Below are 24125 nucleotides of genomic sequence, written 5' to 3'. Positions count from 1 at the left end.
GCCGAATGAGATCTTGTCGCCTCCATGAACGGCGACAGCAGTCGCCGGTTGAGGACGCCCGCCGCAGCGATGGACTTTCACCCAGATGGTCCCTGACGCGCCGCTACGATCGTGCGCCATGAAGCATGCTCGTAACGGCGGTCCCGATGTGGCGTTCCGGATCGGCCGACGCCTGGTCACCGCCGTCGCCGACGACATGTCGACGACGCAGCGCGTCGTGGCCGGTGCGGTCGCCGCGCTCGTCGGCATCTCCCCGTTCGGGGCGTGGAACGAGGTGGAGGCGCAGGCCGACCCGATCGTGGCCGGGACCCAGGTCGAGGTGGGCCCGTTCGACGTGACCATCGTCAAGGCCGCCACCGCTGACGAGCTCGCTCATCTCGTGCCGGCGCCGGGCAACCACCTGCTCGCGGTCGTCGCGGACGTCACCAACACCGGTGAGGTGCCGGAGTACACCAGCACGTTCGCCCAGGCGATTCCGGCTCCCCTGGACGCGGGGATCATCCCTCAGGTGCCGATCGAGGATCTGGGTGCCGAACCGTCGCCCGCCCCGTCCGCGAGCGCCGCTCCCGAAGAACCCGAGAAGCCTGGAGAACCCGAAGAACCCAAGCTCCCCCTCGCAAAGGTGTTCAACGTCGAGGACGGGACAGAGTTCACCTTCCTCAACCCTGACGTCGCCTACCGGGTGGCGCTGGTCTGGGAGCAGAGCGGCGAGTACTCGGAGGAGACGGTGCCGCTCGAGATGGTGGAGCTGGAGTGGGTGGAGGACGACCCGCAGGGCCTTGACGACGGGCACTGGTTCCCGAACGAGGTCATCTTCCAGGGGCAGATCCCGCTCACCGCCGCCAAGCCAGCGGGCGACGCCGAGGCGGCGCAGCAGTGAGGCACGGGCGGCGGCGGATCACGTGGAAGGGCACGGTGCTCGTCGTCGGCGCGGTCGCGGCGGCCTGCACGCTGGTGACGTACGTGCCGCAGGACATGCTCGTGGTGGAGACGCCGTTCGTCGTCGAGGGGGCGGTGGGCGAGACGCTCGACCTCACGTACGCGGAGCTCACGGTGACCGAGGTCCGGATCGCCGACACGGTGACCAGCTTCTCCGAGGCGGCTGTCGCGGGCGGCACGTTCGTGGTGGTGGACGCGACCTGGCGGGCGACGCAGGGCGCGACGATCTTCAGCGGCGCCGAGATCACCGACGCGGAGGGCCGCCGGTTCTGGCCCACCAACCAGGCCGACTGCGAGAGCGTCGTCAACGCCCAGCCGGGCTACTCGTGGCGCGTGACCTACTGCTTCGACGTCCCGAAAGCCGCCCTGGCCGGGGCGACCTTGCGGCTCGCGCGCGGCGACCAGAAGGAGGAGCACGCTGGTCAGCGGCGCGACGCCGTCGCCGTCATCGACCTGGGTATCTCTCGCGAGGAGGCGGACACGCTGTGGGAGGCGACCGAGACCGTGACGACCGAGGCGCCGGGGTACCCCGCGGCGACCACAGGAGGTACTGAGGGATGACGACTCTGGTGACCCCGGCGGCGGGCGACCCGGGCCGGGGCATGCCGCAGACCACGGCGCCGAGCCTGCGTCCGGGCATACTGCCCGGGATGATCCCGCCCGACGTCCCGGTGCCCGCGCGCCGTAAGGGCTGGTGGCGGCGCAACGCCGTCTGGCTGGTGCTGCTGCCGTTGGCGATCGTGACGGCAGCGGGGGCGTCGTCGTTCCGGGTGTGGGCGTTCTGGTGGCCCGTCGGCCTGCACCTCGAGGTGGACCGGGTGGCGACGGGCGAGCCGGCGCACCTGGCGGACGAGTACCTGGACATGGGGTTCGACGTCCCGGAACGGGCGAACACCACGGTGCAGCGCGAGATCGCGGTGACCCTTACGGGTGTCGAGCAGGTGGACCAGCTACCCCCGCCCGTCTACGGCGACCCCGTCCCGATCCCCGACGGGTCCGTCGCGTACGAGGTGCGGACGCACTTCGCCGCCGAGCTGCAGACCGATGTCTCCGGGTGCCAGATCATCCTCGTCGCCGAGGACGGCACGCGGTACGGGGAGTCGACCACGAACCTGCTCGGCAACTTCTACCCTTGCGCGGCGCCCGGCGCCGAGAGCAATATCAGCGACCAGCCCGAGTGGGACGTCGAGTCGTACGTGCTCGTCGACCCCGATGCGGAGATCACGCAGGTACGGCTGGCCTTCGGGGGGCCTGAGTACGTGACGATCGACCTGTCGTAGCCGCGTCCTCCTCGCGGATCACCAGGCCGCGCTCGACCAGTGCCTCGACGGTGGCGGCGATCAGTGCCGCCGCCAGCGCCAGCGAGAGCGCCAGTCCGGCCCCGGCTTCCAGGGGGCTGAAGGCGATCCACGTCTTCGTGTCGACGGGGCCGGTCACCGCGCGCACGAGCCAGCCGAGGCCGTACGGCACCCGCATGATCACGAGGTAGCCCAGGCAGAACACGAGCATCGGGCCGAGCCCGCCCTGCACGATCATCTTCAGACCGTTCCCCAGGGCGGAGAACCGCGCGCGCAGGTCCTCGGTGAGCGACTCCAGCACGGAGCGCAGGCCGCCCGGGAGCCACGTCATCCGGTCGAGCCAGAGGTGCTCGGTGGACGGCGGTTCCATCAGCTTGTGCCCGAGCACGACGGCACCTATCGCGAGCCACGCCACAGGCGCGACGAGGACGACGTCGAGCGACCCGAGGACCGTCGCGATCCCGTCGACGACGAACGCCGCGGCCTCGTTGCCCGCCTCCCCCACCGTCTCCTGCGCGGCGCCGACGGTGCCGACTGCGGCCGCCACGAGCTGCCGTTCGGTCGCCTCGTGCCAGAGGCCCAGCTCGATGGTCTCGATCTGGCCGGCGATCTGGCTCGTCCAGTAGATCTCGAGGCATCCGCCGAGCACGGCGATGCCGAGGAACTGGAGCTTGCCCTCCAGCCGGCCGAGCAGCCAGCGCAGCACGAACGCGCACGCCACGATCAGGATGAGCGTCCAGCCCGACCAGACGCCGAGCCTGGAGATGAAGTCGATGCCCTGCGCACTGAACAGGTCGTTGAACAGCTCGTCGGCAGCCGCCTCGTTGATGAACCGGTCCCGGTCGGCCTCCATCAGGCCCTCTACCTCGTAGACCACCAGGAACGGCACGAGCACCGAGAGGGCGATGTCGATGAGGCGCCGCTCGCGCTTCTCCGACGGCATGATCGGGGCGCTGTGCGTCGGGAGCATCCCGGGGACCTGGCCCGCACGACCGCGTGCCGGGACGGGCCGCGGGCTCAGGTGCGGCAGGGACTGCCGGCACACCCACAGCATCCCGATGACCGGCATGAGGTAGCCGAGCGGGCTCACGATCAGCAGCAGCTGCGCCACGAACGAGTTCCACTGGCTCAGCTCGACGGCACCCCACATGGCACCGTTCCGCACGGCGACGCCGAGCAGGCCGAGCGTCAGCAGCGCGGGCCAGTGCCCGACGAACAGTCGGCCGGCGGTGACCAAGATCCTCATGGCGACACATAGTGTCCTAAAGCAGGACGTGTGCGCCAAGCGGCCAACGATCGTCGCACGGGCGCGGAGCCCGACGGCCGCGCCGGGGCGTCACCCGCCTCGCGGCCGGACTCCCTCCAGGGCCAGGGTGACCAGCCGTTCCGCCTCAGCCGCGCCGGCCTCCTGCGCGGCGAGCGAGATCGCGTTGACGAGGGTCATCAGGTCGGCCATCGCGACGTCCGGGCGCACGGATCCCTCGTCGACCGCCCGGCGGCGCAGCGGGTCTCCCGCGGCGATCAGCGTCGTGCCGCAGGAGTCGCTCTCCTCCGCCGGCGCGTTGAGGATCGACGCCGCGAGGCCGCGGGTCGTCGTCGAGTAGACGGCTACCTCGCAGAGCCAGGTGCTCAGCGCCTCGAGGGCGTCCGGCGCGGTCCGCAGCCCCTCGGCGCGGGCGCACAGGCCCTCGATGCGGTCCCGGAAGACCGCCTCCAGCAGCGACCAGCGCGACGGGAAGTGCCGGTGCAGCGTGGCCGAGCCGACACCCGCCGCGCGCGCGATCGCCTCGAGCGACGCGTCGGCGCCGTCGCGCGCGATCGCCGCGGAGGCCGCGCTCACGATCCGGGAGTAGTTGCGTTGTGCGTCAGCTCTCATGATCCGCCGTTGCCAAAGTGGGGTGGTCCCCCATATGTTAGCCGAACCAGCAAACGGGGTGGCACCCCACTTAACTCAGGAGGCAGCATGACGGTTCTGGTCATCGGAGCGACAGGCAACCAGGGCGGGGCCACCGCCCGGGCCCTGCTCGACCGCGGGGTCGCCGTCCGCGCCCTGGTCCGCGACAGGCTCTCCGACAAGGCACAGGCCCTGAAGGAACGGGGAGCAGAGCTGGTGATCGGCGACCTGGACGACGCCGCGTCGCTGTTCGCTGCGGCCGAAGGAGCGGACGGCGTGTTCTCGATCCCGTACCCCGACGTCACCGACCTCGTGGGCGATGCAGAGGTGGTCCGGGGCCGCAACGTCGTCGAGGCTGCCCGCAAGGCGGGGGTCGCGCAGATCGTGCACAGCAGCGTCTCCGGCGCAGGCGAGTTCCACCGCACCCAGCCCGGCTGGGCCGAGGGCCGCTGGGACCGGCACTACTGGGAGAGCAAGGCCACCGTCGACGAGGCCGTGCGGACCGGCGGCTTCGAGCACTGGACGGTGCTCAAGCCAGCAACCTTCATGGAGAACCTGCTCGGCTGGTCCTACCTCTTCGGCGACTGGTCCACCGGCACGATCATCACCGGCTTCGCCGCCGACACGCTGATCCCGTGGACCGCCGTCGACGACATCGGTGAGGCCGCGGCGACAGCGCTCACGGAACCCGGCCGCCTGGACGGCATGGACGTGGAGCTGGCCAGCGAGATGCTGACGATGACCCAGACCGCCGAGATCCTCACCGAGGTCACCGGCCGGACCATCTCCGCACCCGTGCTGACGCCGCAGCAGGCGGTCGAGCGAGGCCTGCTGCCCGCCATGGTGAACGCCGTCGAGCAGATCAACGAGAACGGCGCACCCGCTCGCCCCGAGACCACCCGGGCCCTCGGCCTGCCCACCACGGACTTCCGAACCTGGGCGCGCCGGGCGCTCGCCTGACCGTCCGCGCGCCTCCGGCCGACCGCCGGGGGCGCGCACCGTCAGAGCTTGGTGACCGCCGTGTACTTCAGCGCGATGCGCTTGGTCCCGTTGCTGCCGAAGTCGATCTTGACCACTGCGTTCGCCTCGACGTCGACCACCGTGCCGAGCCCGTACGAGTCGTGCGTGACGCGGTCTCCGATCTCCAGGCTCGGGATGTCCTTCTGGACGTTGATCCCGCCGAACCCGCCCTTCGCGCCCGCCTTCTTCTCCGGGGCGAACGGCTTGCTCTGCCCGCTGCCCGACGCCGCTGCCGCACCGGTGCGCGGGGCGCCGGACCGGCCTGCGGACCACGTGGAGCCCGTACCCGCACCGCGCCCGCCCGAGCCGTAGCCACCCGAGCCGTACCCGCCGCTCCAGCCGCCTCGCCCGTTGCGGATCGCAGCGGTGGACGACTCCCGGCGCCGCCAGTCCCACAGCTCCTCGGGGATCTCCTGCAGGAACCGGCTCTCCGGGAACTCGTTGGCCATGCCGAACGCCGCCCGCACCGAGGACCGCGTGATGTAGAGGCGCTCGCGCGCCCGGGTGATGCCCACGTAGGCGAGCCGGCGTTCCTCCGCGAGCTCCGAGTCGTCGTGCAGCGAGCGCATGTGCGGGAAGGTGCCGTCCTCCATGCCCGTGAGGAACACGACGGGGAACTCCAGGCCCTTGGCCGTGTGCAGGGTCATGAGGGTGATGACGCCCTGGTCCTTCTTGGGTGCCTCCTCCGCCGCGCCGTCCGCCACGTCCTCGTCGGGGATCTGGTCGCTGTCGGCGACCAGCGAGACCCGCTCCAGGAAGTCGGCGAGCGAGCCCTCGGGATCGGTCTCCCCGAAGTCGACGGCCACGGCGTGCAGCTCGGCCAGGTTCTCCACGCGACCCTCGTCCTGCGGGTCCTCGCTCGCGCGCAGCTCCGCGAGGTAGCCGGTGCGGTCGAGCACCGCGCCCAGGACCTCCGCCGGCGGGGCGCCCTGGTCGACCAGGGCGCGCAGCTCCCGCATCATGTCGCGGAAGACGAGCAGCGGATTGAGGGACCGGTTGGTCATGCCGGGGATCTCGTCGGCGCGCTCCAGTGCGGCGCCGAACGAGATGCGCTCCCGGTCGGCGAACGACGCGACCAACGACTCCGCGCGGTCGCCGAGCCCGCGCTTGGGCACGTTGAGGATGCGGCGCAGGTTCACGTCGTCGTCCTCGTTGGCCAGTGCGCGCAGGTAGGCGACCGCGTCCTTCACCTCACGGCGCTCGTAGAACCGTGTGCCGCCGACCACCTTGTACGGCAGGCCGACGCGGACCAGCACCTCCTCGAGCGCGCGCGACTGCGCGTTGGTGCGGTAGAAGATCGCGACGTCGCCCGGCCGCACGCCGTCGGAGTCGCCGAGCTTGTCGATCTCGTCGGCGACGAACCGTGCTTCCTGGTGCTCGTCGTCGGCCACGTAGCCCACGATCTTGGCCCCGGCGCCCGAGTCGGTCCACAGTCGCTTGGGCGTGCGGCCGGCATTGCGGGAGATCACCGCGTTGGCCGCGGTCAGGATGTTCTGCGTGGAGCGGTAGTTCTGCTCCAGCAGGATCGTGGTCGCGTCGGGGTAGTCCTTCTCGAACTCCAGGATGTTGCGGATCGTGGCGCCGCGGAAGGCGTAGATGGACTGGTCCGAGTCGCCCACGACGGTCAGCTCGGCCGGGTCCAGCCCTCCGTCGGCCGAGTCGGCGGACCCCTCGGTGCCGACCCCCGCGAGCTCGCGGACCAGCGTGTACTGCGCGTGGTTCGTGTCCTGGTACTCGTCGACCATGACGTGCCGGAACCGGCGGCGGTAGTGCTCCGCGACGTTCGGGAACGCCTGGAGCAGGTTCACCGTGGTCATGATGATGTCGTCGAAGTCCAGCGCGTTCGCCTGCGTGAGGCGCGCCTGGTAGCGCGTGTAGACGTCGGCCAGCACCTGGTCGAACTTGGGCGCCGTCGTGTTGCGCTCCTCCGCCGACTGGCCGCCCCACGGCCGGCGGATGGCGCCCACCTCCGCTGCCGCCGCGGCAGCGAGCGCCTCCTCGGTGGCGTTCGCCCCGGTCTGCCGCGCGTAGGTCTCCGGGTCGATCAGCTCGTTCTTCAGGTCGCTGATCTTGTTCGACAGCCCGCGCGCCGGATATTTCTTGGCGTCGAGGTTGAGCTCGCGTGTCACCAGCGTGATGAGGCGCTGGCTGTCGGCGGCGTCGTAGATGCTGAAGCTCGACCGCAGGCCCAGCGTCGTCGCCTCGCGGCGCAGGATCCGCACGCAGGCCGAGTGGAACGTCGAGACCCACATACGGCCCGCTGCCGGGCCGACCAGGCCTGCGACGCGCTCCCGCATCTCGGCCGCCGCCTTGTTGGTGAACGTGATCGCGAGGACCTCCCCCGCCCGCGCCCTGCCGGTGGCCAGCAGGTAGGCGATGCGGTGCGTCAGCACGCGCGTCTTGCCCGAGCCCGCGCCCGCGACGATGAGGAGCTGCCCGCCCTCGTGCACGACGGCGGCCCGCTGCTGCGGGTTGAGGCCGTCGAGCAGCGCCTCCGGGTCGAGGTGGGAGTATGCGCCCCCGGCGCGCGGCGCCTCGGACTCGTGCGGCAGGCCCGCCAGCCAGTCCGGCTCGCTGGGGAGCGCGGCCTCGCCCGGGTCGCCGGCGCCCGCACCGTCGTCGTCCCACTGCGGCGCCGTGCTCGGCAGGCGCGACATGGTGCCGGGCGACGCGGGGTCGAGGCCGGGCAGGGAGAGGCTGTCGAAGAGGGAAGTCATCGTCCCTAAGCGTAGGCGGGCTCACCGACACTGCCGACGGGCCGCGCGGTCAGACCTTCTCCCAGACCGAGACCTGCTTGGTGCTCTCGTGCTCGAACGGGGCCAGGTCCCAGTCCGCCCACCGGTGCTTGAGCCGCATGCCCGCGATGCGGGCCATGAGATCCATCTCGGCGGGCCACGCGTACCGGAAGGGGACCACGTGGAACCGGCCGCCGTCCGGGGTCACCGTCACGTGGTTCGACGTGTAGCGCTGCGTCGCGACGTCGTACCGGTCGAAGCCGACGTAGCCACCCCCGTCGTCGGGCGCGACCGTGAACGGCACGGTGTCCTGGCCGGGCGGCATCCGCCGTAGGTCCGGGATGCCCACCTCGACGAGGAACAGGCCGCCGGGCCGCAGGTGCGCGGCGGCGTTGCGGAAGACGTCCACCTGCCCGTCCTGGGTCGTGACGTTGTCGATCGTGTTGAAGACCAGATAGACCAGGGAGAACTCGCCGGGCGCCACGGCGCCGTCGAACAGGGTCGAGGTCATGTCACCGATCGTGACGTGGATGCTCCCGCCGCCCGGCTTGCCGCCGATGCGGGCGGCCATCGCCCTGCTCAGCTCGATGCCGCTCACCGGGACGCCGCGCGCGGCCAGCGGCACGGCGATCCGGCCGGTCCCGATCGCGAGCTCCAGCACCGGGCCGCCATCAGCCAGGTCTGCCAGCACGTCGACCACCGGGACTATCGCCTCGGGCGTGTTCGCGTCCTCCGGGTCGTCGTACCCGGCAGCCACGCTCTCGGGGAACCAGCCGTCGCTCGGGTCGTCGATGGTCGTGTCGTCGCGCGCCGTCTCGCTCACGGCATCGACGCTATGCCCGACGACGGCGCCCGCACACGCTTATTTCCGGCTCGGGCCCTGGGCGGCCACGGGGTGAGAAAAGCAGTTCACCCCTCCTCGACCCGCCAGGGCAGGACACGCCGGTCGTAACCTGAACAGGCCCGCCCCACTCAGCCGCAACACGATCGCTGGAGCCCCATGTCTGGTCTCGTCAGTGCCGCGCCGGCGGAGGCTGGCTCCCCGACCGGCACCTCCCACGGCCGACCGAGCAAGCGGTCGAGAGACGCACGCCGACGCGCCGGCCGGGTCCCGTCCACGGTGGTCACGCTGGGCGTGGTGAGCTTCCTGACGGACGTCTCCTCCGAGGCCGTCATGGCAGTCCTGCCGCTGTACGTCACCGCGACCCTCGGCATGTCCGTGATCGCGTACGGCGTGGTCGACGGGCTCGTCCAGGGCGCCGGTGCGCTCGTCCGGGTGGCCGGTGGCTGGGCCGCCGACCGCACCGACCGCCCCAAGTGGGTGGCCGCGGTGGGCTACGGCCTCTCGGCGCTGACCCGGGTAGGGCTGTTGTTCGCTGCCGGCCTGCCCGCCATCGCGAGCCTCGTCGTGACGGACCGCATCGGCAAGGGCATCCGCACCGCCCCGCGGGACGCCCTGATCGCCGCCGCGGCGAACCCGCGCAACCTCGGGCGGTCGTTCGGCGTGCACCGGGCGCTCGACACCGCGGGTGCCACGCTGGGACCGTTGCTCGCGTTCGCGATCCTCTGGGCGATCCCGGACGGCTGGACGACGATCTTCGTCGTCTCGCTCGGCGCGGCGGTGCTCGGCGTCGGTGCCCTCGTCCTGCTCGTCCCGGACCTCCGGCCGCGCCAGGCGGCATGGCTCAGGACCCACCGCACACGCCAGGACCGCGGGCTGCCCAAGTGCAAGGGGTGCACGTGCGACGCGGCAGGTGGCCTCGAGCTCACCAAGCGGCCCTTCTCCTGGAGCTTCCTGCGCAGCGGTGCGACGGTACGGCTGCTGGTCGTCGCCGGGATCCTCGGGCTGCTCACCGTCGGCGACGGGTTCATCTATCTCGCGCTGCAGGACCGCGACGGGTTCGCCACGCACTGGTTCCCGCTGCTCTACGTCGGGACGAACGCCACGTACATGCTGCTCGCCGCCCCGATCGGCCGCCTCGCCGACCGCGTCGGCAGGGCCCAGGTCCTGGTCTGGGGGCACGCCCTCCTGGCCGGCGCCTACGTCTGCGCGGCCGTCCCGTTCCCGGGGGCGGCCACCACCATCGCGGCCCTGGTGCTGCTCGGCACCTTCTACGCCATGACCGACGGCGTGCTGGCCGCGCTCACCAGCGCGCTCGTGCCCACCGCCGTCCGGGCCACCGCGATCGGCACCGCGCAGACCGTCACCGCCGTCGTGCGCATGGTCGCGTCCGCCGGGTTCGGCGTGCTCTGGTACGCGTTCGGCAGCGTCGAGGCGCTGTGGATCGTGGCCACCGCGCTGGTCGTCGCGGTCCCGGTGTGCGCATACCTGGTCAGGGGCGGCCTGCTGGAGCGGGACCCCGACCCGGTCGAGGAGATCCCGGCATGACCGGCAGCCCCGTCCTCCGTCGTCGGGCCGCGTTCGCCGTGCTTGCCGTCGTGGTGCTGACCGGCACCACCTGGTACGCCGTCGCGGAGCTCCAGCGCGCGCGGGCGGAGCAGAACGCGCCGACCCGGGTCGAGGTGACCGAGGACGTGCTGGACGGTCCCCACGTCCTGTTCCGCGGCACGGCCCCCGGCGACCTCTACGGCAGGGTGGCCGCCGTCGCCCTGGACGATCTGTCCGGCCCGCGCGAGGTCACGCCCGTCGTGTGCGACCGGGTGTCGTCCCAGGGCGCGACGACGGTCTGCCTGCGCACCCGCCGCGGCGTCGTGACCACCTACGAGGCCGAGGTGCTCGACGCCGCGTGGCGCACGACGGCCACCTGGTCCCTGCCCGGCATCCCCAGCAGGACCCAGCTCTCACCGGACGGGCTCGTGGCCACCACCGCGTTCGTGACCGGCCACTCCTACTCCCAGGCGGGCTTCTCCACGGAGACCATGGTGCGCGACGTCGACGGCGCGAAGGTCTCGGGCAACCTCGAGGACTTCACGCTGCTGGTCGACAGCGAGCGCGTGGCCCCGGTCGACCGGAACGTGTGGGGCGTGACCTTCGTGGACGACCACTCCTTCTACGCCACGGTCCGGTCGCAGTCCCTCGGCCACACCTGGCTCGTGCGCGGCGACCTCACCGAGCGCACCCTCGTCACCGTGCTCGACGGCGTCGAGTGCCCCTCGCTGTCCCCGGACGGGACCCGGCTCGCCTTCAAGCACGACGTCGCGGCGGACGGCGCGGCGACCCAGCACTGGACGCCCGCCGTGCTCGACCTGGCCACCCTCGAGGTCACCGTGCTCGACGCCGAGCAGCGCACCGTGGACGACCAGATGACCTGGCTCGACGACACGACGCTTCTCTACGGGCTGCCCCGTACCGAAGAGCCGGGGACCACCGACGTCTGGTCCCTGGCCGCCGACGGCACGGGCAAGCCCGCCGTGGCGATCCCGCAGGCCTGGTCCCCGAGCGTCGTGGGGTGACGAAGCGGGCCGGGCCACTTGGCCCGGCCCGCTTGACTGTAGATCAGACGGCTCAGCCTTCGAGGGTTCGAATCCCTCACCAGCCACGTTGTGATGACGCGGGACATCGTTGATAGATGTCTCGGTCATCGTTTATATCTGGGACGTTCGTTTCGAGGGCCGGCAAGCGGCCGGTCCGTTCCAGCTCTCGAGCGGCCGATGGGGCTCGGCGTCGAATCGCAAGATCGTGGTCTACGCCTGGGCCGAGCCGCAGGGCACGCATCGATCCGGACCCTGAGCGACGTGCTTCGTGCGGCTCGGCATGCGCGACCACGATCATCAACCACTTGACAAAAACTAGGGCGTGACCAGCGAAAACGCTGGTCACGCCCTAGTTCGTTGTCACCTGATTGCGCGTGATCGCTGGGGCTGGCCCAACGCTCTGGCCCAACCGGATCGCCACGACCCTGGTCCGCCTACTGGGGAGGCGGTGGGTTCCTCGGCCTCTGAGCTTCGCGGATGACCGCGACGGCCGCGAGTGCCGCAGCTACAGCGGTGGTCGGGGTGTCGAGCCACCAAACCACTGCGAACGCGGCGGTAGGGCCCGCTATGACGAGCCACCTTCCACGATCTAGACTCAAATCTGCCCTCCTTCCTTCTGGTAGACCCTGCAGGTTGCCCAGCCGGTGAAGGGCGAAGCCCGCCGCCTGTTGCCGCAGGCGGCGGGCACTTTCGTGCTGGGTGTATCTATGGCACCACACGTAGCGACCAGGCGATCTCGCACATACCCTTCGCCTGTTCGTGGAGGCGCGACGGCACTCCTCTCGGGACCTAGCCGGTGAAAGTCTGTTTCCCAGTGGCGACCCTGTTAAGGTGCAGCAAGTCGAGCAGAAGCTCGCCAGGACGGCGCTGTTCCGGCCGGGTCTTCGCAGATGAGGGCCTTGGAGAAAACTTCCACGAGCGGGGCCGAGAGGCCGCTAGGCCGCACATTCCACCAGCCTCCAAGTATTTTATTTTCCTCCTCTATGGCTGGCGTGAAAATAATCTACAAGAAACTGATTTGCATCGCCCTGACGACCTCTTTACCGGGTGGCCTCGTTGCCGGAGGCTGGGGCGCTGAGCGCGGCGTCCATGGCGTCAGCGGCGTCACGGAGCGTCGTGAGCATGACGTGCCCATATAGGTCCGTCGTGATGCTCATCTGGCTGTGGCCGAGCACCTCCATCACGGTTCGAGGTGCGACCCCTTGACCGAGCAGCAGCGGCGCACAGGTGTGCCGCAGGTCGTGAAACCTGATCCTGCGCGCGCCAGCCATCTCGGCCAGCGAATCGAGGATGCGGTTCACGTGCTTCGGGTCGAGGAGGCTCCCGGACTTGGACGCGAACACCAGTCCGTTGTCCTGCCAGGCGCTGCCTGCCGTCTCGCGTTCCGCGTCCTGCTCACGCGGAGCGTCCGGCTTTCCATGTCGACGCCGTTCCAGTGCAGGGCGAGCAGTTCGCCCTTGCGCATGCCGAGCGCGACACCGACCGAGAACAGCGCACCCAGCCGGTGGCCGGCCTCGACCTTGAGAAACGCGTCCACCTCCTGCGAGGTCCAAGGCTCGACCTCGGCGCGGGTGACCGTCGGCCCTTGACCAGAGCGGCCACGTTGCGGTGGACCAGCTCGTCTCGTTGAGCCTCCGCCAGCATGGCACGGAGAACAGCGCGCGTGAGCTGACCAGTCCGGGCAGACAGCGGTTCGACCGGCCCGTCCCGTCGCTTCCGGTTGAGGCTCGCCGTCGTGTTCATGATCTTCCGCACGTGGGCAGGAGTTAGGGAGGTGAGGCGGACGGTCCCTCCGCCTGCACAGTCGATGGCTGGCGGGCCGGACGCATCTGCCTTGCTTGGCGCGCCGGGCCTACTTGGCGGACAGAGCCGCGAAGACCGTGACGTCGCACCCGGAGCGGGTACCCGAGGTGCCCAGCTGGACCGTTCCGTCGGCGCGGGCGAGATCGACCGTGGTGCGGCCGGGGCTCGCGGTCGCGTCCGTCTCGGTGAAGCCGCCGGACGTGAACCAGCTGCGGTAGTCGAGCACGACGGCGTCGCAGGCGCCCTTCACCTTCGCGTCGAGCGTCACCTGGTAGCGGCCGTCCGTCCCGGTCACGGAGCTGGACGCCACAGCAGTGCCCGTGGGTACCAGGACGACGTCGTCGGGGAAGCCTGCCACGAGTCCCTCCGCTGTACCGGTCCGCTGGTCGCGGGTCAGCCGGCCTGCCGCGGGGGCCACCGAGTCACCCAGGTCGTCGCCGCTCGACCGGCCGGGCGCAGGCGGGGCGATCTCGCTGCCCTCGGCTCCGCTCTGCCCGCCGCTGCGGCCGTCCGGCGTCTTGTCCTCGCCGTCGGCCCTCGACTCCCTGTCCGTGCCGGAGGCCTTCGGCTTCCCCTCCGTGCCGGCGGTGGCGCCGTCCGCACCGTCAGGCGTGGGGCCCGGCGTGGCGTCCCCGGTGGGGGTGACGGTGCCGCTGCCCGACGCCGAGGCGGGTCCGGCGTCCGGTCCCGGATCCTGAGCGGTGGACGAGGACAGCACCAGGGCGGCGACCAGCAGGGGTGCGGCCAGCAGGGGTGCGGCGAGGCGACCCCTGCTGGTCGCGGCGAGCGTTCGCGTGCGGCTCATGTCATATGTCCCGGTCACTGGTCCGTGAACACCGGCTCGACCCAGTACCCGGTGCCCTGCCACGAGTACTGCGGGAAACCGCCGCCGTAGATGAAGCGGCCGGCGTCCACCGGCGTGGTCAGCGGACCGATGACGCGCTGCTGCGCGAAGTACCCCGCACCGGCCGCATAGCCGCCCTGCGGCGCGAGATACGACACGACGTAGCTGGTGCCGGCCGTGACGGCCACCGGATCGGGGAGCGGAACCGTCTGCCAGCCCTCGCCCCCACCCGAGGGCGCCTCGGCCGTCACCAGCCGCGTACCGCCGTCGGACCACACGCTCACCGTGTGCGGCCCGGGGTTGTTCGGTCCCCGGTAGAAGCGGACCGCCCCGACGACGCCGTCGCGGTCCGCGGAGAACCGGGTGCCGAGCTCGACGGCCGCGCCGTCGTCCGCCGACGCCACCGGCGGCACGTCACCGCCGAAGATCCGGCACGGGCACTCGCCGGCCGCAGCCTGCGTGGTGAACGACCATGTGGTGGGCGCGATCGTGCCGCCGTCGGTGGCGGTCCCCTCGAACCGGGCCGTGTACGTGGTGCCGACCAGAAGGTCTGCCGTGGGGTCCAGGGTCGCCGTCGCGCCGTCGACGGTGAGGCTGCCCGGTACGGCCTGGCCGCCAGGTCCGGTCAGCGTCAGCGTCGCGCCCGCCGCGAGCGGCTGGGACGCCGTGGCCGAGACGGAGGTGTTCGCCTGCACGTCGAAGGCCCCGGCAGACGGCGTCCGCGAGACGATGGTGGGGGCTACGGGGTCCGGCGTGAACGCCACGTCCACGAGGTAGCTCGAGGAGGTCGCGGTCGTCGGGCGGCCCGAGCCGTAGAGGTACACCCCGGCGTTCTGCGGCGTGCTCAGGTCCCCGACCGTCCGGGGGTCCCCGAGCGCACCGAGAGTCGCCGGGTAGAGGCCGGTCGGCGCGCGGTAACCCACCGTGTACTCCTGCCCGGCGGACACCGCTACGGGGGCGTCGAACTCGACGTCTTGCCAGCCGCGCACGACGGGGTGCGTGATGGTCGCCTGGGCGACGAGCTGCCCGTTCTCCGCCCACAGGGAGGCCACGAACGGCTCCTCTATCTCGGCCGACTTCCAGAACTGCATCCCGGTGACCTGGCCGGCGACACCCGGCGAGAAGCGCATGCCGAGCACTACGGCGTTCGGGTCGGCTGCGGCCTCAATGTCCGGCACCGTCGTCTCGTCGAACACACCGCACGGGCACGTCGCGGACGGCGGGCGGACGGTCCGGAAGCTCCAGGTCCCACCTTCGGACAACTGTGCTCCATCGGCGGACTGCGCGGTGACCACCGCGGTGTGCTCGGCGAACCCGGCCAGCGGCGCGGACGGCGTGAAGGTGGCCGTCCGCGTGGGGGCGTCGTAGGAGACGCTGCCCGCCACGGGGTTGTCCGCCTCGTCGGTCACGGTGAAGCCGATGGTCGACGCGACGGCGTTCTTGGAGAACGTGATGCTCACCGGGCCGTCCAGGGACACGCTGACCTCACCGGCGACCGGCGCGTGCCCGGTGGCGACCAGCGGGGAGTCGTCGATGTACATGAACACGGGGTCCACGTAGTAGGCGGTGTTCTGCCAGGACTGGGTCGGGACCGTGCCGGCGGCGCCATACAGGCCGGCCGGCGCAGCGCCGAACCCGCCTTCGACGGTAAGCGGCCCGGCGGCGACCCCCTGGGCCTGGAATGCCCAGGGGGTAGCGGTGTAACCGCCGGACGGCGCGGTGTAGGACACCACGTAGGCCTCCCCCGCGACGACGGGGACCGGGCGGACGAACGACGCCTCCTGCCACCCGGTCGCCGACTCGCCCGTGAACTCCACGCTGGCCAGCGGCTCGCCGGCCGCGCTCCACAGCGTGCCGCGATGCACGCCCGTGTTCGCCGCGGTCTTGTGGAACCGGACGCCTCTGATGTAGCCGTCGGCCGCCGCCACGAACCGCATGCCCAGCTCGACCGGGGACGAGTCGTCGGCCGGCGCGTTCGTCGGGGGCGTATCACCGAACACCGTGCACGGGCAGGCCACCTGGACGCCCACGGCCGCCGCGGCCCCGATGTTCGCGGAGTCGTCGACCGCACGGGCGCGGATCTCGGCCGCTCCCGAGCCGAAGATCTGTCCGGTGTACGTCCAGCTCGCACGGCCCTCGGCGGGGTGCCAGGTCTGCCCTGCGTCGAGCGAGACCTCCACTCCGGCCACCCGGCCCGCGGCGTCCGAGGCCGTACCGGTGACGGTGACGCTCGACCCGCCGGCGAACGACTGCTGCGCGGCCGGGCCCTGGATCTGGGTGGTCGGCCCGGTGACGTCCGTCGTCTGCGTCACCGGGTTGATGCCGGATGCGAGGGTGTCCGGCTGGATGCCCATGTCCGCGAACAGGTTGACCGTCGCCTGGCGCATCCGGGAGTCCGCGGGGGCGCCGTCCCCGTCGTGCTGCTGGTCCAGGCCCCAGGACCACTGCACCGTGCCCGCCGAGAACACCAGCGCGCCGCTCGCAGCCTTGTACATCGTGATGTTGTGCCTGGTGACGCCGGGCGCCACGGAGTTGCCGAAGTCCTGCAGGTACTCGGGCACGTCGCCGACGGTCGTCGACATACGGATCAGGCCCTCGGGGCGGAAGCCGTTGTCGAGGTCCTCGTTCGACTCGTACCCGACCGTGTGCTGCGCGAGCGCCTGGGAGGTCCCGGAGGGAAGACTGGTCAGCGTCGTGCCCCGCCAGATCCGCAGCTTGCCTTCCTCGGCCGAGACCGTGATCGGCAGGTCCGAGTAGTTGACCATGTACTGGGTGCCGATGAGCTCGTTCTCGGGGCGGCCGGCCCCGGCGGCCGTGCTCGCGTACCGGGGGTCGCGCCACGTCCCGGTCCACTCGGTGGAGGGGTCGATCTTGGCGTGGCCCCAGGTCTCCTTGTACGACACGAGGGTGCGACGGTCGGCCGCCGGGCCCGCCACGGACGGTTCCCAGCGCGTGCGCCAGTAGACCTCGTTGCCGGCGAAGAAGGCGAGGTGCACCCCGGCGTCGCGAGCCTGCTCGACGGCGGCCCGCTGCGGGCCCGACCAGTACTCGTCGTGCCCAACAGACAGGAACGCGTCGTGGTTCAGCAGCCGAGAACCGTCGCGGTCGGTGTCTGCCCCCGCGATGTAGGTGACGTCGTAGCCGTTCTGCTCCAGGAACCGGACCATCGCGTACTCGGCACTGAAGTAGAAGTCGCGGCCCTGCGCCAGCCCGCGGGTGTTGAACGGACGGTTGTAGCTCAGCTTGTAGGCCCGCCCGTTGGCGCCGCCCTGGTAGAAGCTGGAGCCGCCGTAGGTGTTGTAGGCCTGCCAGGTCGTGTCCGCCGTCTGGAAGACGAAGTCAGAGGTGGAGCCGTCGTCGCGCACGACGAACGTGATGTGGCTCTGACCGCCCGTGTCCTGCCGGGTCAGGTGCGCCACGTAGACGCCGGACACGGCGGTGGCCGGGACGTCCCACCCCGCCGACACCGCCCAGCTCCCGCAGTCGACCAGCTCGACGGGCTCGGACCACGCACACTCGGGCTGCGTCTGCGGCAGCGTCGCGCTCGGCGTGACCTCCGCGATCTTGCGCGCCCCCAGCCCCTGGTACCAGCCGGTGCGGTAGATATCGATCGTGTAGGCCTGCGCGTCCGTGTCGATCTTGAACGAGACCCGGCTGCCCGTGTCGACGCTCATCTCGGTGGCGAAGCCCTGGATGCTGGAGTCGCCCGCACCCTCGATGTCCCAGACCTGCGGGGACGTGCCCGGCTTCGAGTTCTCGCACACGACCGGATTGCCACCGGGATCGCACGGGGCAGCCTCGGCAGTGGTCGCAGGGACCACGGCGAGCAGGCTCGAGGACAGAGCGAGCACTGCGACGGCGAACACCGCCGGAACACGGAGTACGCGGCGGGACCGAGATGCTGGACGTGCCAGGGAGTAGCCCATGTTCGCCACTGTAAGAGCGCCAACAGCAGTCAAGCAGAGCGAGGAAGGTTACCTCACCCCCGGTTCACCCGTTGGCACGAAGCGTGCTGGCTCTCTGCCAGGATGCTCCCACCGACACGGAGGTAGTCATGGAAGACCTGGTCGTCATCGGTGCCGGCATCGTCGGCCTCGCCACGGCGCGCGAAGTGCTCCGGCGCCGTCCGGGAGCAGCCGTCCTCGTCCTGGAGAAGGCCGACGACATCGCGAGCGCGCAGACCGGCCACAATTCCGGCGTCATCCATGCCGGGCTCTACTACGCGCCCGGCTCGCTCAAGGCCAGGCTGTGTCGGGCCGGGCAGCGGGCCACCAAGGAGTTCTGCGACGAGCACGCCATTCCGTACAAGACCATCGGCAAGCTCGTCGTGGCGACCGACGCGGTTGAGGTCGACCGGATGGAGCGGCTGGCCGTGCGTGGTGCGGAGAACGGGATCGAGCTCGAGCGCATCGACGGCGACAGGCTCGCGGAGATGGAACCCAACGTCCGCGGGCTGGCTGCACTGCTGTCCCCAGCCACCGGTGTCGTCGACTTCCGCGAGGTCGCCCGGGCGATGGCCCGGGACATCGACGAGCTGGGCGGACGGGTGATCACCCGGTCGCAGGTCCGCTCGATCCGTGAGCTCGCGGGCCCCTCGGGGGAGGTGGTCGTCGGCTCCGACACAGGCGAGTACCGCACACGGAAGCTCGTCGTGTGCGCTGGCCTTCAGGCCGACAGGATCGCAGCCATGGGCGGGCTCGCTGTGGACTTCCAGGTCGTCCCGTTCCGTGGGGAGTACTACCAGCTACCGCACGACCGTTCCGACGTCGTGCAACGGCTCATCTACCCGGTCCCTGACCCCGGCCTGCCCTTCCTCGGCGTCCACCTGAGCCCGACGATCGACGGCAGGATCACCGTCGGCCCCAACGCCGTGCTGGGCTTCTCACGCGAGCGTCATCCCCGCGGTTCTGTCACGGCCCGCGACGTGGCGGAGTACCTGACGTTCCCGGGCATGTGGCGGTTCGCGAAGTCGAACATCCGGACCGGGGTGGACGAGATGCGCAACTCGCTCTTCCCGCAGGGCTACCTCGAGCTCGTCCGCAAGTACTGCCCTGGACTCCGCCTCGAGGACCTGCGCCCTTACCCCGCCGGTATCCGGGCGCAGGCCATCATGCGGGACGGCACCTCGGTCGAGGATTTCTTGCTCCGTTCGACGGAGCGTCAGCTGCACGTGTGCAACGCGCCGTCGCCTGCCGCCACGTCTGCGATCCCCATCGCCGGTCTCATCGCTGACAAGTTCGCGAGCGCTGCCTGAGCAGCTCTCGGGACTACGGCACGAAATGGCTGCGGTGGTCGCCCACGCTGAACGAGGTCAAGGGCGGATGAAATATCGAGGACGCCTTTTCGACCGGCACGGGCACGGCGGAAGAAAATGCAATCCCGGCAGCGGATGAGATTTCGGGTGATCTTTTCTCAAAAACCCGCCGACGACTCACGGGTGAATACCCCTGTTCACCCCCTCCACGGGTTTCTGGAATGTGTCGGGGACGTAAGACTTCCCTCATGCATTCCGCCGCTCCACACGTTCTGGTGATCATCCAGAACCTGCCGTTCCGGCTCGATCGCAGAGTGCGGTCCGAGTGCCGCGCCCTGACGGACGCCGGCTACCGGGTGAGCGTCATCTGCCCGCAGGAGAACCCGGGCGAACCCGCCCGGTTCCAGATCGACGAGACCACCGTCCACCCCTATGCGCCCCCGCCGGACTCGCACGGGCTCGCCGGCTACGTGCGCGAGTTCGTCGTCTGCTGGTGGCGCACCGCGCGTGCGTCGGTACGTGTGCACAGGGACGCGCCGTTCCAGGTCATCCAGGCGTGCAACCCGCCGGACACCTACTGGCTGCTCGCGCTGCTCTGGCGCCTGCGGCGCGGGGTGCGGTTCGTCTACGACCAGCACGACCTGTGCCCGGAGGTGTACGTCGCGAAGTTCGGCCGCCAGGGCCTGTTGTACCGCGCCCTGCTGCTGCTGGAGCGCGCCACGTATCGCAGCGCGGACCATGTCATCTCGACCAACGGCTCCTACCAGGCGATCGCGCTGGGTCGTGGCCGGGTCGACCCGGTGCGCAGCTCCGTCGTGATGAGCACCCCCGACGCCGACCTGATGCGGCGTGGCGAGCCGGAGCCGGGAGCACGCGGCCAGGCGAAGCACCTCGTGGCCTACGTCGGCATCATGGGTTCGCAGGACGGCGTCGACCGGCTGCTGGCCGCCGTCGACCACGTCGTGCACCAGCGCGGGCGAACCGACGTGCGGTTCGCGCTCCTCGGGTTCGGGGACGCCCTGGCCGACCTGCGCACCGACTGCACGCGCCGCGGCCTGGACCCCTGGGTGCACTTCACCGGACGGGTCGACCACGTGGCGATCGGCCGCTGGCTGTCGAGCGCGGACCTGGGGGTCACGCCGGACCCGCCCAGCGAGTTCAACGAGCGCTCCACCATGAACAAGACCCTCGAGTACATGGCGCACGGCCTGCCGGTCGTCGCGTCGGACCTGACCGAGACCCGCAACAGCGCGGGCGAGGCCGCGGCATACGTCGGCGGCACCGACCCGGCGGCCCTCGGCGACACGATCCTCGAGATCCTCGACGACCCGGAGCGTGCCCGTGCCATGGGTGCGGTCGGCCGCGCGCGGATCGAGGGCGAGCTGTCCTGGCGCCGACAGGCCGCCACCTACGTGGGGGTGTTCGACGGCCTGACCGGGCGCGCCGGAACGCCCGCCGAGGCACACGTGTAAAAACCCGACGGCCGCATTTCATCCTGCATTTGTCTTTCACCCCGGGTGAAAGACGGGCGCGGGTGAACAACGCGCGTCCGCAGGGTGATTTCGAATCACACCGGCCGGTACGGCACAGGACCGGGACGTACATTGATCGGAGCCAGGAACTTGACTGTCCGGGCCGATCCGAGCTGAAACCGGAAGAAGGCAGCATGGACCAAAAGACCTTGCGGGCGGCCGTCGTGGGCGCCGGCTACTGGGGCCCCAACCTGGCACGCAACTTCGCGGCGTCGGACCGCTGGGAGCTCGCCGCGGTGTGCGACCTCGACGCCGACCGTGCCGGTCGCGTCGCGAGCGCGCACGGCGGGGCCGACGTCGAGACGTCGCTCACAGCGCTGCTCGCGCGGGACGACATCGACGCGGTGGCCATCGCCACCCCTGCCGGAACGCATCACGCGATAGCCATGGCCGCGCTGCGTGCGGGCAAGCACGTGGTCGTCGAGAAGCCGCTCGCCGACAGCGCCTCCGCAGCGGACGAGATGGTCGCTGAAGCCCACGCACGGGGGCTGGTCCTCATGACGGACCACACGTTCTGCTACACGCCGGCGGTGCGCAAGATCCGTGATCTCATCGCGGTCGGAGAGCTGGGCGACATCCTGTACATCGACTCGGTGCGGATCAACCTGGGCCTGGTCCAGCCCGACGTCGACGTGTTCTGGGACCTGGCCCCGCACGACCTGTCAATCGTCGACTTCGTGCTGCCCGGCGGGCTGCGTCCCGTGTCGGTGGCCGCACACGGCGGAGACCCGCTCGGCACCGGCAAGGCCTGCGTGGGATATCTCTTCCTGCCGCTGGCCAGCGGCGCCGTGGTCAACGTGCACGTCAACTGGCTCAGCCCCACCAAAATCCGGCGGATCACGATCGGCGGGTCCAGGCGGACCCTCGTCTGGGACGACCTCAACCCGCAGCAGCGGCTCAGCGTCTACGACCGGGGCGTCAACTACGAACAGATCGCCGCCGACGGCGAGGAGCGCCGGGCGGCCACTGTCTCGTACCGCCTGGGCGACACCTGGTCACCTGCGCTGCCCGAGCAGGAGGCGCTCGGCCTGATGGTCGCCGAGCTGGCCGACGCGATCACGCAGGCGCGGGCGCCGCTCACCGACGGCCGCGCCGGCCGCCGGGTCCTCGGCGTCCTCGAGGCGGCGTCGGCGAGCCTCGCCGCGGGCGGCACCGCCATCACCCCCGATCCCAACCGAGAACTGGAACTTTCCGCATGAGCACACTGCAGGGCGCCAATATCCTCGTCACGGGCGGCGCCGGGACCATCGGGTCGACGCTCGTCGACCAGCTCCTCGACGCGGGCGCCGCTCACGTCGACGTGCTGGACAACCTGGTTCGCGGCCGGCGCGCCAACCTCGACGACGCGCTCGCCGACGGGCGGGTCACCCTCGTCGAGGGCGACATCCGCGACCGGGACCTGGTGCACGACATCACCCGCGGCAAGGAGCTGGTGTTCCACCAGGCCGCGATCCGCATCACCCAATGCGCTGAGGAGCCCCGCCTGGCCCTCGAGGTGCTCGTCGACGGCACGTTCAACGTGGTCGAGGCCGCGGCAGAGCATCACGTGAGCAAGCTCGTCGTGGCGTCGAGCGCGTCGGTGTACGGCCTCGCCGAGGAGTTCCCCACCACCGAACGGCACCACCATCACGACAACGACACGATCTACGGCGCTGCCAAGACGTTCAACGAGGGCCTGGCCAGGTCGTTCCGTGCGATGAGCGGTCTCGACTACGTGACGCTGCGCTACTTCAACGTGTACGGCCCACGCATGGACGTGCACGGCCTGTACACAGAGGTGCTGGTGCGCTGGATGGAGCGGATAGCCGACGGGCGCCCGCCCCTGATCTTCGGGGACGGCCTGCAGACCATGGACTTCGTCTGCACACCGGACATCGCCCGGGCGAATGTGCTCGCCGCGGCCAGCGACGTCGCCGAGGGCGTGTACAACGTCGCCAGCGGCACGGAGACGAGCCTGCTGGAGCTGGCCCAGGCCCTGCTGCGGGTCATGGGGTCCGACCTACCCGTGGAGCACGGCCCGGAGCGAGCCGTCAACGGCGTGGTACGACGCCTGGCGGACACGACGGCGGCACGCGACGACCTGGGCTTCGAGGCGACGATCGGGCTGGAAGAGGGCCTGCGGCTGCTCGTCGACTGGTGGCGTCCGCTGCGCGAGGAGATCGCCGCTGGACGGTCCCTGCCCGAAGCGCCGGCCCTGGCCGCCGCCGTGGTCGGGGGCGCGTCATGACCGCCGTCACGCCGTCGCGCATCAACGTCATGCAGCCATGGCTCGGGGCCGAGGAGGTAGCGGCGGTCACCGAGGTGATCGAGTCGGGCTGGGTGGCACAGGGGCCGCGCGTCGCCGCGTTCGAGGCCGCGTTCGCGAGCGCGATGCAGGCCCGTGCCGCGGTCGCGACGTCGAGCTGCACGACCGCACTGCACCTCGCCCTGCTCGTCGCGGGCATCCGCCCGGGAGACGACATCGTCGTGCCGTCCTTCTCGTTCGTCGCCACGGCCAACGCGCCCACGTACGTGGGCGCACGGCCGGTGTTCGCGGACGTTGACGCCGTCACCGGCAACGTCACCGCCGAGACGGTCGCCGCGGCGCTCACACCCGCCACCCGCGCCGTGATCGTGGTGGACCAGGGCGGCGTGCCGGTAGACCTCGCACCGATCCGGCAGCTGTGCGACCCGCTCGGCATCGTGGTGATCGAGGACGCTGCGTGCGGAGCGGGTTCGACCTACCTCGACCGTCCGGTCGGGGCGGGCGCCGAGATCGCCGCCTGGTCCTTCCATCCCCGCAAGCTCCTCACCACCGGCGAGGGCGGGATGCTCACCACCAGCCGCCCTGAATGGGCCGCCCGCGCACGCCGCCTGCGGGAGCACGCGATGAGCGTGTCGGCCGCCGACCGGCACGGCTCCCTCGTGTCACCGCCGGAGGAGTACGGAGAGGTCGGCTTCAACTTCCGCATGACTGACCTGCAGGCCGCCGTAGGCCTGGTGCAGCTCGGCCGCCTCCCCGAGATCGTGGCCCGACGGCGGCAGGTCGCCGATCACTACCGCGACGAGCTGTCCGGTGTGCCCGGCCTGCGGCTCGTCGAGGACCCCTCCTGGGGCACCAGCAACGTGCAGTCGTTCTGGCTGGAGGTGCTGCCCGCGTACGGGACGGACCGCGAGGGTCTGCTCCTGTCGCTCGCCTCGGCGGGCGTCTCCGCGCGGCGCGGCATCATGGCCGCCCATCTGCAGCCCGCGCACGCGGGGCGGGAGCACGCTCCGTTGCCGGTGACCGAGCGGCTCACGGCCGACACCCTGATCCTGCCCCTGTTCCACCAGATGACGGACTCCGACCTGGACCGCGTGGTCGACGTCGTGCGCCGGGCCGGGTGATCGCG

At 70.9% G+C, this 24125-nt stretch carries 18 protein-coding genes and 1 tRNA gene; 12 read left to right on the top strand and 7 right to left on the bottom strand.

What is annotated here, in order from left to right; translation table 11 throughout:
* The first annotated feature begins 118 nt into the window (after positions 1–118).
* Genes ACQEVI_RS16145 through ACQEVI_RS16135 form a run of 3 tightly spaced genes read left to right on the top strand, consistent with a single transcriptional unit; the run spans position 119 to position 2219 of the window.
* Positions 119–880, top strand: coding sequence for a hypothetical protein (locus tag ACQEVI_RS16145; protein ID WP_432900586.1), 762 nt, complete (start codon positions 119–121; stop codon positions 878–880).
* Complete coding sequence (locus tag ACQEVI_RS16140; protein ID WP_432900584.1) at positions 877–1500, top strand: hypothetical protein; 624 nt, start codon at positions 877–879, stop codon at positions 1498–1500. Before ACQEVI_RS16145 ends, ACQEVI_RS16140 begins: the two co-directional genes overlap by 4 nt.
* Complete coding sequence (locus ACQEVI_RS16135) at positions 1497–2219, top strand: hypothetical protein (protein WP_432900582.1); 723 nt, start codon at positions 1497–1499, stop codon at positions 2217–2219. Before ACQEVI_RS16140 ends, ACQEVI_RS16135 begins: the two co-directional genes overlap by 4 nt.
* Here ACQEVI_RS16135 and ACQEVI_RS16130 read toward each other — a convergent pair.
* Together ACQEVI_RS16130 and ACQEVI_RS16125 are read right to left on the bottom strand one after the other, a co-directional pair.
* A complete protein-coding gene (locus tag ACQEVI_RS16130) occupies positions 2161–3483 on the bottom strand; it encodes a hypothetical protein (protein WP_432900580.1) in 1323 nt (440 codons plus the stop codon). The genes ACQEVI_RS16135 and ACQEVI_RS16130 overlap by 59 nt on opposite strands.
* Before the next feature lie 90 nt (positions 3484–3573).
* Positions 3574–4113, bottom strand: coding sequence for a TetR/AcrR family transcriptional regulator (locus tag ACQEVI_RS16125; protein ID WP_432900579.1), 540 nt, complete (start codon positions 4111–4113; stop codon positions 3574–3576).
* A gap of 87 nt (positions 4114–4200) precedes the next feature.
* Between ACQEVI_RS16125 and ACQEVI_RS16120 the strand changes: the two genes are divergently transcribed.
* Complete coding sequence (locus ACQEVI_RS16120; RefSeq protein ID WP_432900577.1) at positions 4201–5091, top strand: NmrA/HSCARG family protein; 891 nt, start codon at positions 4201–4203, stop codon at positions 5089–5091.
* A gap of 41 nt (positions 5092–5132) precedes the next feature.
* On the opposite strand, the gene ACQEVI_RS16115 is transcribed toward ACQEVI_RS16120, so the two are convergent.
* Positions 5133–7868 carry a UvrD-helicase domain-containing protein gene (locus ACQEVI_RS16115; RefSeq protein ID WP_432900575.1) on the bottom strand — a complete coding sequence of 912 codons (2736 nt, stop codon included), beginning with the start codon at positions 7866–7868 and terminating at the stop codon, positions 5133–5135.
* Positions 7869–7917: 49 nt separating this feature from the next.
* Positions 7918–8709 (bottom strand): class I SAM-dependent DNA methyltransferase, encoded by a 792-nt coding sequence (locus tag ACQEVI_RS16110; protein WP_432900573.1) that lies wholly within the window; start codon positions 8707–8709, stop codon positions 7918–7920.
* Between the two features lie 315 nt (positions 8710–9024).
* On the opposite strand from ACQEVI_RS16110, the gene ACQEVI_RS16105 reads away from it, so the two are divergent.
* The 3 genes from ACQEVI_RS16105 to ACQEVI_RS16095 all read left to right on the top strand — a co-directional run bounded on the left by ACQEVI_RS16105 (position 9025) and on the right by ACQEVI_RS16095 (position 11386).
* On the top strand, positions 9025–10275 hold the full coding sequence (locus tag ACQEVI_RS16105; RefSeq protein ID WP_432900571.1) for an MFS transporter: 1251 nt from the start codon (positions 9025–9027) through the stop codon (positions 10273–10275).
* Positions 10272–11300 carry a hypothetical protein gene (locus tag ACQEVI_RS16100; RefSeq protein ID WP_432900569.1) on the top strand — a complete coding sequence of 343 codons (1029 nt, stop codon included), beginning with the start codon at positions 10272–10274 and terminating at the stop codon, positions 11298–11300. Before ACQEVI_RS16105 ends, ACQEVI_RS16100 begins: the two co-directional genes overlap by 4 nt.
* A gap of 7 nt (positions 11301–11307) precedes the next feature.
* Positions 11308–11386: transfer RNA gene (locus ACQEVI_RS16095), tRNA-Tyr, on the top strand.
* A 975-nt stretch (positions 11387–12361) separates the two neighbouring features.
* Here ACQEVI_RS16095 and ACQEVI_RS16090 read toward each other — a convergent pair.
* From ACQEVI_RS16090 to ACQEVI_RS16080, 3 genes are all read right to left on the bottom strand, one after another.
* On the bottom strand, positions 12362–12970 hold the full coding sequence (locus tag ACQEVI_RS16090) for a tyrosine-type recombinase/integrase (RefSeq protein ID WP_432900567.1): 609 nt from the start codon (positions 12968–12970) through the stop codon (positions 12362–12364).
* A gap of 203 nt (positions 12971–13173) precedes the next feature.
* Positions 13174–13929, bottom strand: a complete 756-nt coding sequence (locus ACQEVI_RS16085; protein WP_432900565.1) for a hypothetical protein — start codon at positions 13927–13929, stop codon at positions 13174–13176.
* A gap of 14 nt (positions 13930–13943) precedes the next feature.
* Entirely contained in the window at positions 13944–17894 is a 3951-nt protein-coding gene (locus ACQEVI_RS16080; RefSeq protein ID WP_432900563.1) for a DUF4082 domain-containing protein, read from the bottom strand.
* Between the two features lie 128 nt (positions 17895–18022).
* Here ACQEVI_RS16080 and lhgO point away from each other — a divergent pair, with 128 nt between their 5' ends.
* The 5 genes from lhgO to ACQEVI_RS16055 all read left to right on the top strand — a co-directional run bounded on the left by lhgO (position 18023) and on the right by ACQEVI_RS16055 (position 24120).
* Positions 18023–19222 carry an L-2-hydroxyglutarate oxidase gene (gene lhgO / locus ACQEVI_RS16075; protein ID WP_432900561.1) on the top strand — a complete coding sequence of 400 codons (1200 nt, stop codon included), beginning with the start codon at positions 18023–18025 and terminating at the stop codon, positions 19220–19222.
* Positions 19223–19470: 248 nt separating this feature from the next.
* Positions 19471–20694, top strand: coding sequence for a glycosyltransferase family 4 protein (locus tag ACQEVI_RS16070; RefSeq protein ID WP_432900559.1), 1224 nt, complete (start codon positions 19471–19473; stop codon positions 20692–20694).
* A 194-nt stretch (positions 20695–20888) separates the two neighbouring features.
* A complete protein-coding gene (locus ACQEVI_RS16065) occupies positions 20889–21953 on the top strand; it encodes a Gfo/Idh/MocA family protein (protein WP_432900557.1) in 1065 nt (354 codons plus the stop codon).
* Positions 21950–22981 (top strand): NAD-dependent epimerase/dehydratase family protein, encoded by a 1032-nt coding sequence (locus ACQEVI_RS16060; protein WP_432900556.1) that lies wholly within the window; start codon positions 21950–21952, stop codon positions 22979–22981. The genes ACQEVI_RS16065 and ACQEVI_RS16060 overlap by 4 nt, the downstream gene beginning before the upstream one ends.
* Complete coding sequence (locus tag ACQEVI_RS16055) at positions 22978–24120, top strand: DegT/DnrJ/EryC1/StrS family aminotransferase (protein ID WP_432900554.1); 1143 nt, start codon at positions 22978–22980, stop codon at positions 24118–24120. Before ACQEVI_RS16060 ends, ACQEVI_RS16055 begins: the two co-directional genes overlap by 4 nt.
* The last annotated feature ends 5 nt before the right edge of the window (positions 24121–24125 follow it).

This window comes from Promicromonospora sp. CA-289599 (assembly GCF_050936155.1).
Taxonomy (GTDB): Bacteria; Actinomycetota; Actinomycetes; order Actinomycetales; family Cellulomonadaceae; genus Promicromonospora.
The sequence above is the reverse complement of the archived record's forward strand: the minus strand, read 5'-3'. Positions and strand labels throughout refer to the sequence as shown.